This window comes from Streptomyces microflavus, from assembly GCF_014650075.1.
GTDB lineage: Bacteria > Actinomycetota > Actinomycetes > Streptomycetales > Streptomycetaceae > Streptomyces > Streptomyces microflavus.
In genome coordinates, this window is record NZ_BMUG01000011.1 from 148,073 (window position 1) to 164,450 (window position 16,378).

Below are 16,378 nucleotides of genomic sequence, written 5' to 3' on the forward strand. Positions count from 1 at the left end.
GGTGGCGGCTCATGGCCAAGGCGACGGAGCAGAACGGCACTCCCGTCCCTCAGAGGCTGCTGGCCGCCGCCACCCGTCTCTTCGCCGAGCGCGGGTACGACCGCACCTCGGTCCAGGAGATCGTCGAGGCGGCGGGCGTCACCAAGGGGGCGCTCTACCACTACTTCGGCTCCAAGGAGGACCTGCTCCAGGAGGTCTACGCCCGGGTGCTGCGGCTCCAGCAGGAGCGGCTCGACGCCTTCGCGGGCGCCGAGGCCCCCGTCGAGCAGCGGCTGCGGGACGCGGCGGCCGACGTGGTCGTCACGACCATCGACAACCTGGACGACGCCGCGATCTTCTTCCGCTCCATGCACCACCTGAGCCCGGAGAAGAACAAGCAGGTACGGGTGGAGCGCCGCCGCTACCACGAGCGGTTCCGGGCGCTGATCGAGGAGGGCCAGCGCAGTGGGGTGTTCTCCACCGCCACCCCCGCCGACCTGGTGGTCGACTACCACTTCGGATCGGTCCACCACCTCTCCACCTGGTACCGCCCGGACGGCCCGCTCAGCCGCCAGCAGGTCGCCGACCACCTCGCGGACCTGCTGCTGCGGGCCCTGCGCCCGTAACAGGCGCCGGGGGACACGCGATTCGCCACTGTTCAGGGCCGGTTGAGCGCTTTCAAACACGGTTCGGTGTTCGTTAATAGAACTGACATGTCCGTTTTCCGCTCTTGACGGAACACTGTCACCTCATTGACCATCGGTCACGCATCGCACGGACCACCGGTCCTGCGGTGCGCACCACCAGCTCCAGGACCCGGCCGTACGTTCCACGCGGCCGGGTGCCCCCCGCACGTTCCGTCAGTCCCCGAACGGAATCCGGAGCCCCATCGATGAGACCGAACCGAATCACCCTGCGCAGATCCCCGGCGGCCGTCGCCGCCGTCGCCCTCGCAGCCCTCCTCGGGACCGCCGCGCCCACCGCGCAGGCCGCCCCGGCGACGACCGCGGCGACAGCCGCCGTCGCAGCGCCCGACATACCCCTGGCCAACGTCAAGGGCCACCTCACGCAGTTCTCGACGATCGCCGCGAACAACGGCGGCAACCGCGCCCACGGCCGCCCCGGCTACAAGGCGTCCGTCGACTACGTGAAGGCCAAGCTCGACGCGGCCGGATACACCACGTCCATCCAGCAGTTCACCTCCAGCGGCGCCACCGGCTACAACCTGATAGCCGACTGGCCCGGCGGCGACCCGAACAAGGTCGTCTTCGCCGGAGCCCACCTGGACTCCGTCTCCTCCGGCGCCGGGATCAACGACAACGCCTCCGGCTCGGCCGCCGTCCTGGAGACCGCCCTCGCCGTCTCCCGCGCCGGCTACCAGCCCGACAAGCACCTGCGGTTCGCCTGGTGGGGTGCGGAGGAGCTGGGCCTGATCGGCTCCAAGTACTACGTCAACAACCTGCCGGCCGCCGAGCGTTCGAAGATCTCCGGCTACCTCAACTTCGACATGATCGGCTCGCCGAACGCGGGCTACTTCGTCTACGACGACGACCCGGTCATCGAGAAGACCTTCAAGGACTACTTCGCGGGCCTCGGCGTGCCCACCGAGATCGAGACCGAGGGCGACGGCCGCTCCGACCACGCCCCGTTCAAGTCGGCGGGCGTCCCCGTCGGTGGCCTCTTCACCGGCGCCAGCCGCACCAAGACCGCGGCCCAGGTGCAGAAGTGGGGCGGAACGCAGGGCCAGGCCTTCGACCGCTGCTACCACTCCTCCTGCGACACCACGGCGAACATCAACGACACCGCCCTGGACCGCAACAGCGATGCCGCCGCCCACGCCGTCTGGACCCTCTCCGCGGGCTCCACGGGCGAGCCGCCCACGGGCACCGTCTTCTCCAACGACGCCGACGTCGCCATCCCGGACGCCGGGGCGGCCGTGACCTCCTCGGTCACCGTCTCCGGCCGGACCGGCAACGCCCCCGCCGCACTCCAGGTGGGCGTGGACATCAAGCACACCTACCGCGGTGACCTCGTGGTCGACCTGCTGGCACCGGACGGCACCGCCTACCGGCTGAAGAACTCCAGCAGCGGCGACTCCGCGGACAACGTGATCGCCACCTACACGGTCAACGCCTCCTCCGAGGTGGCCAACGGCGTCTGGAAGCTCCGGGTGCAGGACATCGCCCGGCAGGACACCGGCTACATCGACAGCTGGAAGCTCACCTTCTGATCTCCCGGCGCTCCCGCTGTGGCCCCCTCCCCCGGAGGGGGCCACACGCGGTTCACAGGTACCGCTTGATCTCCCGCCGGGCCAGCGACCGCTGGTGCACCTCGTCCGGCCCGTCCGCCAGCCGCAGCGTCCGCGCCGCCGCCCACAGCTCCGCCAGCGGGAAGTCCTGGCTCACCCCGCCCGCGCCGTGCAGCTGCACCGCCGAGTCCAGGATGTCCACCACCGCGCGCGGCGTGGCGATCTTGATGGACTGGATCTCGGTGTGCGCCCCCTTGTTGCCCACCGTGTCCATCAGCCAGGCCGTCTTCAGCACCAGCAGCCGCAACTGCTCCACCGTCACCCGGGCGTCCGCGATCCAGTTCTGCACGACGCCCTGCTGGGCGAGCGGCTTGCCGAACGCCGTACGTGCCACCGCCCGGCGGCACATCAGCTCGATGGCCCGCTCCGCCATCCCGATCAGCCGCATGCAGTGGTGGATCCGCCCCGGACCCAGCCGCGCCTGCGCGATGGCGAAACCGCCGCCCTCCTCACCGATCAGGTTCGCCGCCGGCACCCGTACGTCGTGGAAGACCACCTCGGCGTGGCCGCCGTGGGAGTGGTCCTCGTACCCGTACACCTGCATGGCGCGCCGCACTTCGAGGCCCGGGGTGTCGCGCGGCACCAGGATCATCGACTGCTGACGGCGGAGGTCGGCGCCGTCCGGGTCGGTCTTGCCCATCACGATGAAGACCGCGCAGTCCGGGTTCATCGCCCCGGAGATGTACCACTTCCGGCCGTTGATGACGTACGAGTCGCCGTCCCTGACGATCCGGGTCTCGATGTTCGTCGCGTCCGACGACGCCACCTCCGGCTCCGTCATCGCGAACGCCGAGCGGATCTCCCCGTCCAGCAGCGGCTCCAGCCACTGCTTCTTCTGCTCCTCGGTGGCGAACTGGAAGAGCACCTCCATGTTCCCGGTGTCCGGGGCCGCGCAGTTCAGCGCGGTCGGCGCGAGGTGCGGGGATCGGCCGGTGATCTCCGCGAGCGGCGCGTACTGGAGGTTCGTCAGCCCCGCCCCGTACTCCGCGTCCGGCAGGAAGAGGTTCCACAGCCCCTGCCGCCGCGCCTCGGCCTTCAGCTCGTCCACGACCGCCGGGGTGTCCCACGGCGAGGCGAGGAGCGCCCGCTGCTCCTCCGCGACCTGCTCGGCCGGGTACACGTACGCGTCCATGAAGGCGAGCAGCCTGCTCCGCAGCTCCTCGGTACGGGCGTCGAATGCGAAGTCCATGGGGTTCAGCCTTCCTGGAGAGTGGTGAGGCCGTGCTCGATGAAGACCGGGACCAGATCGCCGATCTGATCGAAGCCCGCGCCGACGGTCTGGCCGAGGGTGTAGCGGTAGTGGATGCCCTCCAGGATCACGGCGAGCTTGAACCAGGCGAACGCGGTGTACCAGGAGATGGCGGAGGTGTCCCGGCCCGACCCGGCGGCGTACCGCTCGATCAGCTCGGCGGGCGAGGGGTGCCCCGCCGCGCCGCTGGTGGTGGAGACGGGGGAGTGCGGCAGATCGAGGTCGGAGCTGTACATCACGAGGAGCCCGAGGTCGGTGAGCGGATCGCCGAGGGTGGACATCTCCCAGTCCAGGACGGCGTTGATGCGGTCGTCCGGGCCGAGCAGCACGTTGTCCAGGCGGTAGTCGCCGTGTACGACGGTGGGCGCGGGGGAGGAGGGCAGCTCGCGGCCGAGCGAGGCGTGCAGTTCGTCGATTCCGGCCAGCTCGCGGTTGCGGGAGGCGTCCAGCTGCTTGCCCCAGCGCCGCAGCTGCCGGTCCAGGAACCCCTCCGGGCGCCCGAAGTCCCCGAGCCCGACGGCCCCGGGGTCCACCGCGTGCAGGTCGACCAGGGTGTCGACGAGGGCGAGGACGGCGGCCCGGGTGCGCTCGGGGCCCAGCGGGGCGAGCTGTTCGGCGGTGCGGTACGGGACGCCCTCGACGTGCTCCATGACGTAGAACGGCGCACCGAGCACCGAGTCGTCCTCGCAGAGCAGCACCGGCTCCGGAACCGGGACGGCGGTGGGGTGCAGGGCGCTGATCACCCGGTGCTCGCGCTTCATGTCGTGCGCGGTGGCCAGCACATGGCCCAGCGGCGGTCTGCGCACCACCCACCGGCCGGTCCCGTCGGTGACGGTGTACGTGAGGTTCGAGCGGCCGCCCTCGATCAGCCGCGCCTCCAGCGGCCCGCGCACCAGCCCGGGACGCTCGCGGTCCAGGTGTACGCGCAGCAGCCCGGGGTCGAGACCTGGTGGGGGGAGTGAGCTCATGGTGCGTACCTCCGGGGCGACGGGACGATCGCTGACCATGATGCCGACCAGTCGGTATGTCGTCCAGTGAACTCCCGTAATCAGGCGCGGGAAGTGCGTCCCGACCCTGGTGGTCGATCCCATCCCTGAATACAGTTCACGTATGCATACCGACCTGGTGATCGAAGACGTCCGGCTCACCCCGATCCTCGTGGCCGATCCGCCCCTGCTGAACACCCAGGGGGTCCACCAGCCGTACACGCCCCGGCTCATCGTGGAAGTGGTCACGCGGGGCGGGGTGACGGGGGTGGGGGAGACGTACGGGGACGGCAAGTACCTGGACCCCGCGGGCGCGCTCGCCCGGGCGCTCCCCGGCCGCGCGGTCACCGATCTGAACGGACTGTTCGCCCTGGCCGACGAGGTGTGCGGCGACTCACGGCCCGCCGGCGACCGGGCGGCCGACCACCGGGTGGACGCCGGCGGGCTGCGCGGCGTCCAGAGCGCCGACAAGATCCGCCTCTCCGTCGTCTCCGCCTTCGAGGTCGCCTGCCTGGACGCCCTCGGCAAGGCGCTCGGCCTGCCCGTGCACGCGCTGCTCGGCGGGAAGGTCCGCTCCACCGTCGAGTACAGCGCGTACCTCTTCTACCGCTGGGCCGCCCACCCGCAGGACGGGGAGCGCGACGACTGGGGCGCGGCGCTCGACCCGGCGGGCATCGTCGCCCAGGCCCGGCGCTTCGCCGACACGTACGGCTTCGCCTCCTTCAAGCTCAAGGGCGGTGTCTTCCCACCCGACGACGAGATCGCCGCGATCCGCGCCCTGGCCGAGGCGTTCCCCGGCCGCCCCCTCCGCCTGGACCCCAACGGCGCCTGGTCCGTGCCCACCGCGCTGTACGTCGCCGACCGGCTCAAGGGCGTCCTGGAGTACCTGGAGGACCCCACCGGCTCCACGGAATCCATGGCCGCCGTCGCCGCGTCCACCGATGTCCCGCTGGCCACCAACATGTGCGTCACCACCCTGGCCGAGGTCCCCGAGGCCTTCGCCACCGACGCCGTACAGATCGTCCTCAGCGACCACCACTACTGGGGCGGCCTGCACCGCACCCGCGAACTCGCCGCCCTCTGCCGCACGTTCGGTGTCGGGCTGTCCATGCACTCCAACACCCACCTCGGCATCAGCCTCGCCGCGATGACCCACGTCGCCGCCACCGTGCCCGGCCTCGCGTACGCCTGCGACAGCCACTACCCCTGGCAGACCGAGGACGTCATCACCGAACGCCACACCTTCACCGACGGCCGGCTGACCGTCTCCGACGCCCCCGGCCTCGGCGTCGAACTGGACCGTGACCGGCTGGCCGCCCTGCACCGCCGCTGGCTCCAGGACGACGGCACCCACCGCGAGCGCGACGACGCGGCGGCGATGCGCCGGGCCGACCCCGAGTGGACGGTCCCGGAGATCCCGCGCTGGTGAGGGAGGCGCGGGCCCACGGCGTAGGGGGCCGGGCCCACGGGCGTACCACCTGAGTTGCGTCCACCCTGACCTGCACCGAAGGTCGAGGGATGAAGGCGATCAGCTACAGCGCGTACGGCTCGGCCGATGTCCTGGAGTACGGCGAGCGGCCCGACCCCAAGGTCGGCCCCGACGCGGTCCTGGTGAAGGTGCGGGCCGCGGCCGTCAACCCGGTCGACTGGAAGGCCCGCGAGGGCTACCTCCAGGGCGGCCTCGAAGCCGTCTTCCCGGTGATCCCGGGCTGGGACGTCTCCGGTGTGGTCGTGCAACCGGGCATCGCCGTCGACGAGTTCGCCGTCGGGGACGAGGTGATCGGCTACGTCCGCGAGGACTTCCTCTCCCGGGGTACGTTCGCCGAGTACGTCGCCGCCCCCGTGCGCACCCTCGCCCGCAAGCCCCTCAGCCTGAGCTTCGAGGAGGCCGCGGGCCTGCCGCTGGCCGGGCTGACCGCGTACCAGGTGCTGCACCGCACCCTCAAGGTCCGCGAGGGCGACACCGTCCTCGTCCACGCGGCGGCGGGCGGGGTCGGCTCGCTCGCCGTGCAGATCGCCCGCCACAGCGGCTGCCGGGTCGTCGGCACCGCGAGCGCCCGCAACCACGAGCATGTGCGAAGCCTCGGCGCCGAACCCGTGGAGTACGGGGACGGGCTCGCCGACCGGCTGCGGGAGCTGGCCCCCGAGGGCTTCGACGCCGCCTTCGACACGGTGGGCGGCGAAGCGCTGCGGGTCTCGGCCGAGGCCCTCGCCGAGGGCGGCCGGCTCGCCTCGATCGCGGACAGCGAGGTCTTCTCCTACGGCGGCCGCTACGCCTTCGTCCGGCCCGACGCCGCCGACCTGGCCCAGCTCGCGGAACTGGCCGAACAGGGCATCGTCACCGTCCATGTGGACCGGGTCTTCCCGCTGGAACAGGCGGCCGACGCGTACCGCCTCAACCAGGAGGGACGCACCCGCGGCAAGATCGTGGTCACGGTGGACTGGGAGGCCTGAGCAGCCCCGGGCGGGCGCTCTCGGACCCCGGGAGGGTGCTCTCAGAACAGCATGGCCGCCGCGAACACCGCGAGCGCCACCGTGCACAGCGCCGCCGTCAGCGCCCCGCGCGGCGCGAGCGGCTCCGGCCGCGCCACCCCCATGCGCCCCACCCTGCGGTGGGCCACCAGCAGGAACCCCAGCCAGGCCACCGCGCTCAGCGCCACCGCCACCAGCGCGGCCGGGGTCGCACCGCTGTGCAGCGCCTGCCGCCCCGCGAGCAGTGCCACCACCGTGGCCGACAGGGTGGTACGCCGCCACGCGAGCCGGGTCCGCTCCGGCTGGAGCCCGGGGTCCCGGTCTGCCGCCGCAGTCACCGGCCCTCCCAGCCGAAGAGGACCACCACCACCATCGCGACGGCCACGACCGCCACCACGATTCCCAGCAGTGCCGGGAACCGGGAGACCGGCAGATCCTCCCCGCGCCGCATCGCCCGCTCGCACCGCACCCAGTGGTTGACCGCCCGCAGCGCGCACAGCACCCCCGCGGCGAGGAGCCCCAGGGCGAGCCCCGCCCGGACCCCCCAGGCCAGCTCCGGCAGGAACTGGTCCACGGCGAAGCCCCCGCCGATCAGGGCCAGCGCCGTCCGGATCCAGGCGAGAAACGTCCGCTCGTTGGCCAGGGAGAACCGGTAGTCGGGGGTGTCCCCCTCGTCCCGGATCCGCTGCGGCGCGAACCACAGACGTACGCTCTGCGCGATCTTGTTCACAGGGGCACCCTAGGCGGTGCCCTCGCAGATCAGGCGGACCGGAACTCCTGCAGCCGCCGGTACGCCTCCACCCCGTCCGGCACCCACGGCCACTCCCCGAGACGCTCCTCCAGCTCCTTCTCGTCCAGGAAGGTGTGCCAGGCGACCTCCTCGGCCTGCGGGGCCACCGGCAGCTCGCACCGCACCTGGTACACCGCAGACCACCAGGTGTGCTCGTCACCGGTGTAGAGGAACCGGAACAGCGGCTCGGGGGCCGGAAGCCCCGAGACCCCCAGCTCCTCCTCCGCCTCGCGCAGCGCCGCCTCGTCGTAGGACTCGCCCGCGCCCACCACCCCGCCCACGAACATGTCGTAGTGCGAGGGGAAGACCAGCTTGGTGGCCGTCCGGCGATGGACGAAGAGACGCCCCTCCGCATCGCGCGCCTCGATGAAGACACAGCGGTGGCGCAGCCCACGCGCGGTCGCCTCGCCGCGCGGGGCCTGCCCGATGACCTCGTCGTTCTCGTCGACGATGTCCAGGATCTCGTCAGAAGGCGTCATGCGTTTCATCCAACAGCACCCGGGTGGTTGACGTGGCAGCGGCCGGTACCCAAGATCTGACGCACGGGTAACTTGCACGCCCGCCGAGCCCTCCCGAGCCTTCACGACAGGATGGAACCCATGGCGTACGACGCTGATGTGATCGTGATCGGGGCGGGGCTCGCCGGACTCGTGGCCACCGCCGAACTGGCCGACGCCGGCCGTTCCGTGATCCTCCTCGACCAGGAGCCCGAGCAGTCCATCGGCGGACAGGCCCACTGGTCCTTCGGCGGCCTCTTCCTCGTCGACTCGCCCGAGCAGCGCCGGCTGCGGATCAAGGACAGCCGGGAGCTGGCCCTCCAGGACTGGTACGGCACCGCCGGGTTCGACCGCAAGGAGGACCACTGGCCGAAGAAGTGGGCCGAGGCGTACGTCGACTTCGCGGCCGGGGAGAAGCGCTCCTGGCTGCACCAGCAGGGCCTGCGGATCTTCCCGGTGGTCGGCTGGGCGGAGCGCGGCGGCTACGACGCGACCGGCCACGGCAACTCCGTACCCCGCTTCCACATCACCTGGGGCACCGGCCCCGGCGTCGTCGCCCCCTTCGAGCGGCGGGTCCGTGAGGGCGTCGCCAAGGGGCTCGTCCAGCTGAGGTTCCGCCACCGCGTCACCGGCCTCGCCCGCACGGCCGGGGCGCTGGACACGGTCACCGGCGAGATCCTGGAGCCGAGCGCGGCCGAGCGGGGCACCGCCAGCGGCCGGGAGGCGACCGGCGCCTTCGAGCTCAGGGCCCAGGCGGTGATCGTCACCTCCGGAGGCATCGGCGGCAATCACGACCTCGTCCGCTCCCAGTGGCCCGAACGGCTCGGTACCCCGCCCGAGAAGATGCTCTCCGGCGTCCCCGCCCACGTCGACGGCCTGATGCTGGGCATCGCGGAGGAGGCGGGCGCCCACCACATCAACCGGGACCGGATGTGGCACTACACCGAAGGCATCGAGAACTGGAACCCGATCTGGGCGAAGCACGGCATCCGTATCCTGCCGGGCCCCTCCTCCCTCTGGTTCGACGCCCGGGGCAAGCGCCTGCCGGTCCCGCTCTTCCCCGGCTTCGACACGCTCGGCACCCTCGAACACATCATGAAGTCGGGATACGGCTACACCTGGTTCGTGCTCAACCAGCGGATCATCGGCAAGGAGTTCGCCCTCTCCGGCTCCGAGCAGAACCCGGACCTCACCGGCAAGTCGGTACGCGATGTGATCGGCAGGGCCCGCGCGGACGTGCCCGCACCGGTCAAGGCGTTCATGGACCACGGCGCGGACTTCGTCGTGGAGAAGGACCTCGACGCCCTGGTCCGGGGCATGAATGCGATCACCGGTGACGGCCTGATCGACGCGGAGGAGCTGCGCCGCGAGATCACCGCCCGCGACCGCGAGATCGCCAACCCCTTCACCAAGGACCTCCAGGTCACCGCGATCCACGGCGCCCGCGCCTACCTCGGCGACCGCCTCATCCGCACCGCCAAGCCGCACCGCGTCCTGGACCCCGCGGCGGGCCCGCTCATCGCCGTACGCCTCAACATCCTCACCCGCAAGTCCCTGGGCGGCCTGGAGACGGACCTGTCCTCCCAGGTCCTCACCTCCGACGGCACCCCGCTCCCCGGCCTGTACGCGGCGGGCGAGGCGGCCGGCTTCGGCGGCGGCGGAGTCCACGGCTACCGCTCCCTGGAGGGCACGTTCCTCGGCGGCTGCATCTTCTCGGGCCGAGCAGCGGGCAGGGCAGCGGCAGAGGCACTGGCTGACTGAGCCCCCCTCCGGCCCCGTAACCGCTCCCGCGCAGGGCGGACCGGGGCACTGTCCAAGCCCCTCCGGAATACAGCGGACCGGGCACAAAAAGAGCCCCTCCCGAGCATGCGGACCGGGCACAAAGAGAGCCCCTCCCGAGCATGCGGACCGGGTCACAAAATAGGCCCCTCCGGCGATTGAGGAGCGGGGCCCGGGGCAGCGCCCCGGCGTCCACCCGGCCGAAGGCCCGCCGCGCACCCCGAGGGGCCCCTCACCCGGAGGAGCCCCCACCCGCCCCCAACACCCGCACCACCCGAAACCGCTCAGCCACAATCATCGTCCCGTCATCCACCGTGAACGACGGATCCCCCATCGCCTCCCGCATCTCCTCCCCGTGCCAGAACGCCTCGTGCCCCGCACGCCATTCGGCCACCGACCGATACCCCTCGCCCTCGTCGAGCGCATGCTGCAGATCCACCTCCCCGAGCGGCAGCACCCGTACCTCGGTCATCTCCAGCACCGCCACCTCCCGCCCCTCCGAGTCGATCAGTGCGGACCGTTCGCCCACGGGCGGAAGCTCCTCGCCCTCCAGCTCGTACTCGGCCAACAGCCCGGAGGTGGAGACCTTTTCACCGGACAGGACCGCCGCCACCAGCCGGTCGCGCAAGGGCCCGGGAAAGGCGAGGAGGAAGGGGCCGAGAGGTTCGCGAGGTTCCATGCCCTCAGTGTGTCAGGCGTCACTCCGCACCCGCCCACCCCGCCCGCACGCTGGGAAAACACCACTCCCGGCCCGACGACTTCCAGCCAACTATCCGGAATGCGAGAGGAGTTGGTAGAGACCACCTCTTGACTCGGAGCATTCCCTACCGCTTTGCTGTGCGCGATCATCTGCTCGCACACCGCGTCGAAAGAAGTCTGCGGCATGTCCCCGCCTCCGCCGCCCCTGGGCCGCTCCCGCCGCCGGGGCGGTCGCTCGGACCACGCCTTCGACCCGGCCCTGGACGACCACGAACTCATCGACGCCCGGAACCAGTTCACCCAGGGCCGCTGGAGCGACGCCCGCGCCCTGCTGGTGACCACCGGGAACGACTGGGACCGCAGGGGACACCGCCTCCTGGGCCTTGCCGAGATCCCGTCCGCCGTCGACTGGGCCGGCGACTGGCTGCTCGCCGAACCCGAGAGCGCGGACGCCACCACCCTCCTCGGCTGCGCCTGTGTCGTACGGGCCCTGCGCCCCAAGGCCAAGGCCGACGAAGCCGCCCGGGCCCGCCAGGCCTGTCTCGCCGCCGCCCGGATCACCCCCGAGGACCCCACCCCCTGGCTCGCCCTGCTCCTTCTGGACCGGGGCCGCGAGGACGGCGGTGACGAGACCGGCAGGCTCTTCGAGGAGGTCCGCTCCCGCCACCCCGAGCACCACCACGCCCACCACGTGATGACCGCGCAACTGGCCGAGAGCCACCCCGACAGCGGCCAGGACCCGCTCCACGAGGTGTACGACTTCGCCGCCTGGGCCGCCGAACAGGCCCCCGCCGACTCCCCGCTCGCCGTGCTCCCCGTCATCGCCCACGCCGAGCGCTACCGCGTACTCGTGGCGGCGGGCAGTGAGCCGGACGACCCCGTGGCGTCCGGGCACTGGTCGGGGCGGCGGGCCCGGCAGGTGATGAAGGCCGCCTTCGACTGGTGGCTGGAGTGGGAGCGCGAGGACCACCCCCGCCACCGCGTCGACCTCAACTTCCTGGCCCACGCCAAGGTCTGCGAGGGCCGGACCGCCGAGGCCGCCGCCCTCTTCCACCGCATCGGCCCGCACGCCACGGCCGCCCCCTGGTCGTACGCGGGCCGCGACCCGTACGCCGCGTTCACCGCCGCCCGGGACCACGCACTCGGCACCCCGTGATCAAGGCCCCACCGAGGACCGAAGACCGAAGAAGGGACCACCCCCGCCATGTCGACGGGCAGTTCATTTCCAGGCAAGACCCGGCAGCCCGGCACCACCAGGCTGACGGGCGATACCGGCGGGATCAACACGTACAAGGGTGAGGAACGTGCCCTGCGGGCGAACCGCCTCGGCACCCCCGGCCTGCTGCTCTCCGTGCTCGCCGCCAGCGCCCCCCTGATGGTGGTCGCCGGGGTGATGCCCACGGTCTTCGGTGTGATGGGCGTCGTCGGCCAGCCCCTGCTCTACGTCATCCTCGGTGCCGTCCTGATGCTGTTCAGCGTCGGCTACGCGGAGATGAGCCGGCACGTCCACAACGCCGGGGCCTTCTACGCGTACATCGCCCGGGGCCTCGGCCCGACGGCCGGCGCGGGCGCCTCGCTCGTGGCGCTGGTGGCGTACAGCGCGATGCAGGTCGGCATCTACGGGATCCTCGGCTTCGAGGTCTCCGGCATTCTCTCGACCTACGCCGGCATCGATGTCGAGTGGTGGATACCCGCGCTGATATCGGTGGTCGTCGTCGGCGTCCTCGGCTGGCTGAAGATCGACCTCAACGCCAAGGTGCTCGGCGTCCTGCTGGTCATCGAGTGCCTCCTCGTCGTGATCTTCGACATCGCCGCCGTCTCCGATCCCGGCCCCGAGGGGCTCTCGTTCCAGGCGTTCAACCCCGAGACCCTCACCGGCGCCGGGCTCTCCACCGCGCTCTGCTTCTGCATCGCCGCGTTCGTCGGCTTCGAGCAGGCACCGGTCTACGCCGAGGAGACCAGCCGCCCGCAGATCGTGGTCTCCCGGGTGATGTTCCTCGCCGTGGGCTATGCCGCGCTGTTCCTCGCGATCAGCTCCTGGGCCCTGACCGTCGCCGCCGGACCCGGCTTCATCGCCGACACCTCCCTGAAGGAGGGCCCCGGCATGCTGTTCGGCCTCACCGAGGAGCGGCTCGGCTCCACCTTCACCGACGTCCTGCACATCCTCTTCGTCACCGGCATGTTCGCCGCGCTCCTCAGCTTCCACAACGTGGTCGCCCGCTACGCGTTCGCGATGGGCCGCGAGGGCCTGCTGCCCGCCCGCTTCGGCCGCACCAACCGGGCCAGCGGCGCCCCCGGCACCGGCTCGCTGCTCCAGTCCGTCATCTCCGTCGTGATCGTGCTGGCCTTCGCCTTCACCGACGACAACCACATCGGCGACCCCACCGTCCCCGTCCTGCGCCTGTTCACCTGGATGGGCAACGTCGGCGCGCTGGGCGTCATCCTGCTGATGGCCGCCGCCTCCTTCGCCGTCATCGCCTTCTTCGTCAAGCGCGGCGCGGGCCGCGCCCAGGCCCCGCGCCTGGTCGCCTCCGCCCTCGCCGGGATCGCGCTCCTGGCGATCGCCGTCTTCACCGTCCGCGACTTCGACGTCCTCGTGGGCTCCGGCCCCGGCTCGGTCCTCAACTGGCTGCTGCCCGGCGTGATCGTCCTCGCCCTCGTCGGCGGCCTGGTCTACGGCGTGGTGCTGCGCAAGGTCAAGCCCGAGGTGCACGCCCGGATCGGCCTCGGCAACGAGGCGTTCCAGCTGGAGAAGGCGGCGGAGAGCGAGTCCACCCGCCGCTGAACAGCCCGTACGTACGCGGAGAAGCGCCCGCCCCGGGGAAATCCACCGGGGCGGGCGCTTCTCATGTGCGGGGGCCGCTACAACAACAGCGACAGCAGCATGATGAAGGCCATCGCGACCACGGAGATGATCGTCTCCATCACCGACCAGGTCTTCACGGTCTGGCCGACGTCCATCCCGAAGTACTCCTTCACCAGCCAGAACCCGGCGTCGTTCACATGGCTGAAGAAGAGCGAACCGGCACCGACGGCCAGGACCAGCAGGGCCGCGTGGGCGGTCGACATGTCGGCGGCGAGCGGGGCGACCAGACCGGCCGCGGAGATGGTGGCGACGGTGGCCGAACCGGTGGCGAGGCGGATCGCGACGGCGATCAGCCAGCCGAGCAGCAGGGCCGGGATCGACCAGTTCTCGGAGAACTCCAGGATCATCTGGCCGACCCCGGCGTCGATCAGCGTCTGCTTGAAGCCACCGCCGGCGCCGACGATCAGCAGGATCCCGGCGATCGGGGCGAGCGACTTCTCCACGGTCCCGGCGAGCCGGCCCTTGGTGAACCCGGCGGCCCGGCCGAGGGTGAACATGCCGAGCAGTACGGCCGCGAGCAGGGCGATCAGCGGCGAGCCGACCACGTCCGTCACCCGCTGGACGCTGTTCTCCGGGTCGTCCACCACGATCTCGACGAGCGCCTTGAGCAGCATCAGCACGACCGGCAGCAGGATCGTCACCAGGGTGGCGGCGAAACTGGGGCGGCGGTCCAGGTCCTCGGACGGGCGCTGCGGGATCATCTTCTCCGGCGGCTCGATGTCCACCCAGCGCGCGGCGTAGCGGGCGAAGACCGGTCCGGCGATGATCACGGTCGGGATGGCGACCAGCACACCGAGTGCCAGCGTCACACCGAGGTTGGCGTCCAGGGCGTCGATCGCGACCAGCGGGCCGGGGTGCGGCGGGATGAGCCCGTGCATCACGGAGAGTCCGGCCAGCGCCGGGATACCGATCCGCATCAGGGAGAAGTTGCCGCGCTTGGCGACGAGCAGCACCACCGGGATCATCAGCACGATCCCGACCTCGAAGAAGAGCGGCAGTCCGATGATCGAGGCGATGAGGACCATCGCCCACGGCATGGCCCCCCGGCTCGCCTTCGCCAGGATGGTGTCGACGATCTGGTCGGCCCCGCCCGAGTCGGCGAGCAGCTTGCCCAGGATGGCGCCGAGCGCGATGAGCACGCCCACGCTCGCGACGGTGGAGCCGAGGCCCGCGGTGAAGCTGGCGATCGTGTCGGCCGGTGCCGCTCCCGCGAAGGAGCCGAGCGCCAGGGACCCGATGGTCAGCGCCAGGAACGCGTGCATCTTGAGCTTGGTGATCAGGAGAACGATGACGGCGATGCCCGCCAGTACGGCGATGCCCAACTGAGCGTTGCCTGCCGAGGTGATCGGTTCGGCGGCGCCCGCTGCCAGCATCTCGACGCTGAGACTGGTCACGGTGATGATCCTTAGGTGTCGAGCCGGCGCAGCGCGGCGACGGCTCGCTGGGTGATTTCCGTAGGTGTGCCGGACACGTCGACGTCCACCCCGGCCTCGTCGGCCTGGAGCGGCTGCAACGTCGCGAACTGGGAGTCGAGCAGCGCGGTGGGCATGAAGTGGCCCTTGCGGTCCGCCATCCGCTCCTCGATCAGTGCCCGGTCGCCGGTCAGATGCAGGAAGAGGGCGTCGGGCGCCCCGGCCCGCAGCCGGTCCCGGTAGGACCGCTTGAGGGCCGAGCTGGAGACGACCCCGCCGAGCCCCGCCCGCCCGTGCGCCCACTCACCGATGGCATCCAGCCAGGGCCACCGGTCGTCGTCGTCCAGGGGGGTGCCGGCCGACATCTTCTCGATGTTCGCCGGCGGATGGAAGTCGTCGCCCTCGGCGTACGGAACGCCGAGTTCGGCGGCGAGCAGGGGACCGATCGTGGTCTTGCCGGTTCCTGCTACGCCCATCACCACGACGACGTGGGGGGTGCTCATGGGGTGCCTCGCTGTCTTCTTCGACATCGGTCCGTCGCGCTACTGAAACCTATTAGGTACGACTTATTCAAGAGTCTGTGACACATACGTCGTACTTTTTGTTCCCGAGGGTCGCCCCGTAGGCTTGACCCATGACCACACAGAGCCAGGGGCTGCATACACATGTGCTGGACACCCTGGGTCTGGAGATCTCCTCCGGCCAGTGCCCGCCCGGCAGCGTCCTACGCACCGACGAGCTCGCCCAGCGCTTCGACGTCTCCCGTACGGTCGTCCGCGAAGTGGTCCGGGTCCTGGAGTCCATGCACCTGGTCGAGTCCCGCCGCCGGGTCGGGGTGACCGTCCGCCCCACCGAGACCTGGAACGTCTACGACCCCCAGGTCATCCGCTGGCGCCTGGCCGGCTCCGACCGCCCCCGCCAGCTGCGCTCCCTCACCGTGCTGCGCTCCGCGATCGAACCGGTCGCGGCGTCCCTCGCCGCCCGGCACGCCACCGCCGCGCAGTGCGCCGAGCTCACCGAACGCGCCCTCGGCATGGTCGCCACCTCGCGCGGCCAGCAGCTGGAGGGCTACCTCGAACACGACATCGCCTTCCACCGGATCGTCCTCAACGCCTCCGGCAACGAGATGTTCGCCCGGCTCGGGGACGTCGTCGCCGAGGTCCTCGCGGGCCGCACCCACCACCAGGTGATGTTCGAGGACCCCGACCCGGCCGCCGTCACCCTCCACGTACGCCTCGCCGAGGCGGTCCGCGAGGGTGACCCGGAAGCGGCCGAGCGCATCACCAAGGAGATCGCGGTGGGTGCCCTGCACGAACTGGACGTCCTCGCTCCGTAGCAGGC

The 16,378-nt window shown here is 71.3% G+C and carries 16 protein-coding genes; 8 read left to right on the top strand and 8 right to left on the bottom strand.

Going from position 1 to position 16,378, the window contains the following annotated elements; translation table 11 throughout:
- The first annotated feature begins 11 nt into the window (after positions 1–11).
- Together IE264_RS29375 and IE264_RS29380 are read left to right on the top strand one after the other, a co-directional pair.
- Positions 12–605, top strand: coding sequence for a TetR/AcrR family transcriptional regulator (locus IE264_RS29375; RefSeq protein ID WP_015607564.1), 594 nt, complete (start codon positions 12–14; stop codon positions 603–605).
- A 266-nt stretch (positions 606–871) separates the two neighbouring features.
- Positions 872–2,209 carry a M28 family metallopeptidase gene (locus IE264_RS29380; RefSeq protein ID WP_032758331.1) on the top strand — a complete coding sequence of 446 codons (1,338 nt, stop codon included), beginning with the start codon at positions 872–874 and terminating at the stop codon, positions 2,207–2,209.
- Between the two features lie 52 nt (positions 2,210–2,261).
- On the opposite strand, the gene IE264_RS29385 is transcribed toward IE264_RS29380, so the two are convergent.
- Complete coding sequence (locus IE264_RS29385) at positions 2,262–3,476, bottom strand: acyl-CoA dehydrogenase family protein (protein ID WP_032758332.1); 1,215 nt, start codon at positions 3,474–3,476, stop codon at positions 2,262–2,264.
- Positions 3,477–3,481: 5 nt separating this feature from the next.
- Entirely contained in the window at positions 3,482–4,504 is a 1,023-nt protein-coding gene (locus IE264_RS29390; protein WP_032758439.1) for a phosphotransferase family protein, read from the bottom strand.
- Between the two features lie 142 nt (positions 4,505–4,646).
- Here IE264_RS29390 and IE264_RS29395 point away from each other — a divergent pair, with 142 nt between their 5' ends.
- Positions 4,647–5,951 (top strand): glucarate dehydratase family protein, encoded by a 1,305-nt coding sequence (locus tag IE264_RS29395; protein ID WP_032758333.1) that lies wholly within the window; start codon positions 4,647–4,649, stop codon positions 5,949–5,951.
- Between the two features lie 89 nt (positions 5,952–6,040).
- Positions 6,041–6,976 (top strand): NADP-dependent oxidoreductase, encoded by a 936-nt coding sequence (locus IE264_RS29400; protein ID WP_015607559.1) that lies wholly within the window; start codon positions 6,041–6,043, stop codon positions 6,974–6,976.
- A 41-nt stretch (positions 6,977–7,017) separates the two neighbouring features.
- Here IE264_RS29400 and IE264_RS29405 read toward each other — a convergent pair whose 3' ends face one another.
- The 3 genes from IE264_RS29405 to IE264_RS29415 are packed head-to-tail and all read right to left on the bottom strand — an operon-like array spanning position 7,018 to position 8,263.
- A complete protein-coding gene (locus IE264_RS29405) occupies positions 7,018–7,332 on the bottom strand; it encodes a DUF202 domain-containing protein (protein WP_032758334.1) in 315 nt (104 codons plus the stop codon).
- Positions 7,329–7,724, bottom strand: coding sequence for a YidH family protein (locus IE264_RS29410; protein ID WP_015607557.1), 396 nt, complete (start codon positions 7,722–7,724; stop codon positions 7,329–7,331). Before IE264_RS29410 ends, IE264_RS29405 begins: the two co-directional genes overlap by 4 nt.
- Before the next feature lie 29 nt (positions 7,725–7,753).
- Positions 7,754–8,263, bottom strand: coding sequence for an NUDIX hydrolase (locus tag IE264_RS29415; protein ID WP_032758335.1), 510 nt, complete (start codon positions 8,261–8,263; stop codon positions 7,754–7,756).
- Between the two features lie 120 nt (positions 8,264–8,383).
- Between IE264_RS29415 and IE264_RS29420 the strand changes: the two genes are divergently transcribed.
- A complete protein-coding gene (locus IE264_RS29420; protein ID WP_032758336.1) occupies positions 8,384–10,042 on the top strand; it encodes an FAD-binding dehydrogenase in 1,659 nt (552 codons plus the stop codon).
- A gap of 250 nt (positions 10,043–10,292) precedes the next feature.
- On the opposite strand, the gene IE264_RS29425 is transcribed toward IE264_RS29420, so the two are convergent.
- Complete coding sequence (locus IE264_RS29425) at positions 10,293–10,739, bottom strand: ASCH domain-containing protein (RefSeq protein ID WP_015607554.1); 447 nt, start codon at positions 10,737–10,739, stop codon at positions 10,293–10,295.
- 204 nt (positions 10,740–10,943) lie between these two features.
- On the opposite strand from IE264_RS29425, the gene IE264_RS29430 reads away from it, so the two are divergent.
- Both IE264_RS29430 and IE264_RS29435 read left to right on the top strand, forming a co-directional pair.
- Complete coding sequence (locus tag IE264_RS29430) at positions 10,944–11,915, top strand: hypothetical protein (RefSeq protein ID WP_032758337.1); 972 nt, start codon at positions 10,944–10,946, stop codon at positions 11,913–11,915.
- Positions 11,916–11,963: 48 nt separating this feature from the next.
- A complete protein-coding gene (locus tag IE264_RS29435) occupies positions 11,964–13,544 on the top strand; it encodes an APC family permease (protein WP_032758338.1) in 1,581 nt (526 codons plus the stop codon).
- A gap of 77 nt (positions 13,545–13,621) precedes the next feature.
- Here IE264_RS29435 and IE264_RS29440 read toward each other — a convergent pair whose 3' ends face one another.
- A complete protein-coding gene (locus IE264_RS29440; protein ID WP_015607551.1) occupies positions 13,622–15,019 on the bottom strand; it encodes a GntT/GntP/DsdX family permease in 1,398 nt (465 codons plus the stop codon).
- An 11-nt stretch (positions 15,020–15,030) separates the two neighbouring features.
- Positions 15,031–15,540 carry a gluconokinase gene (locus tag IE264_RS29445; RefSeq protein ID WP_031123757.1) on the bottom strand — a complete coding sequence of 170 codons (510 nt, stop codon included), beginning with the start codon at positions 15,538–15,540 and terminating at the stop codon, positions 15,031–15,033.
- A 131-nt stretch (positions 15,541–15,671) separates the two neighbouring features.
- Here IE264_RS29445 and IE264_RS29450 point away from each other — a divergent pair, with 131 nt between their 5' ends.
- Positions 15,672–16,373 carry a FadR/GntR family transcriptional regulator gene (locus IE264_RS29450; RefSeq protein WP_015607549.1) on the top strand — a complete coding sequence of 234 codons (702 nt, stop codon included), beginning with the start codon at positions 15,672–15,674 and terminating at the stop codon, positions 16,371–16,373.
- The last annotated feature ends 5 nt before the right edge of the window (positions 16,374–16,378 follow it).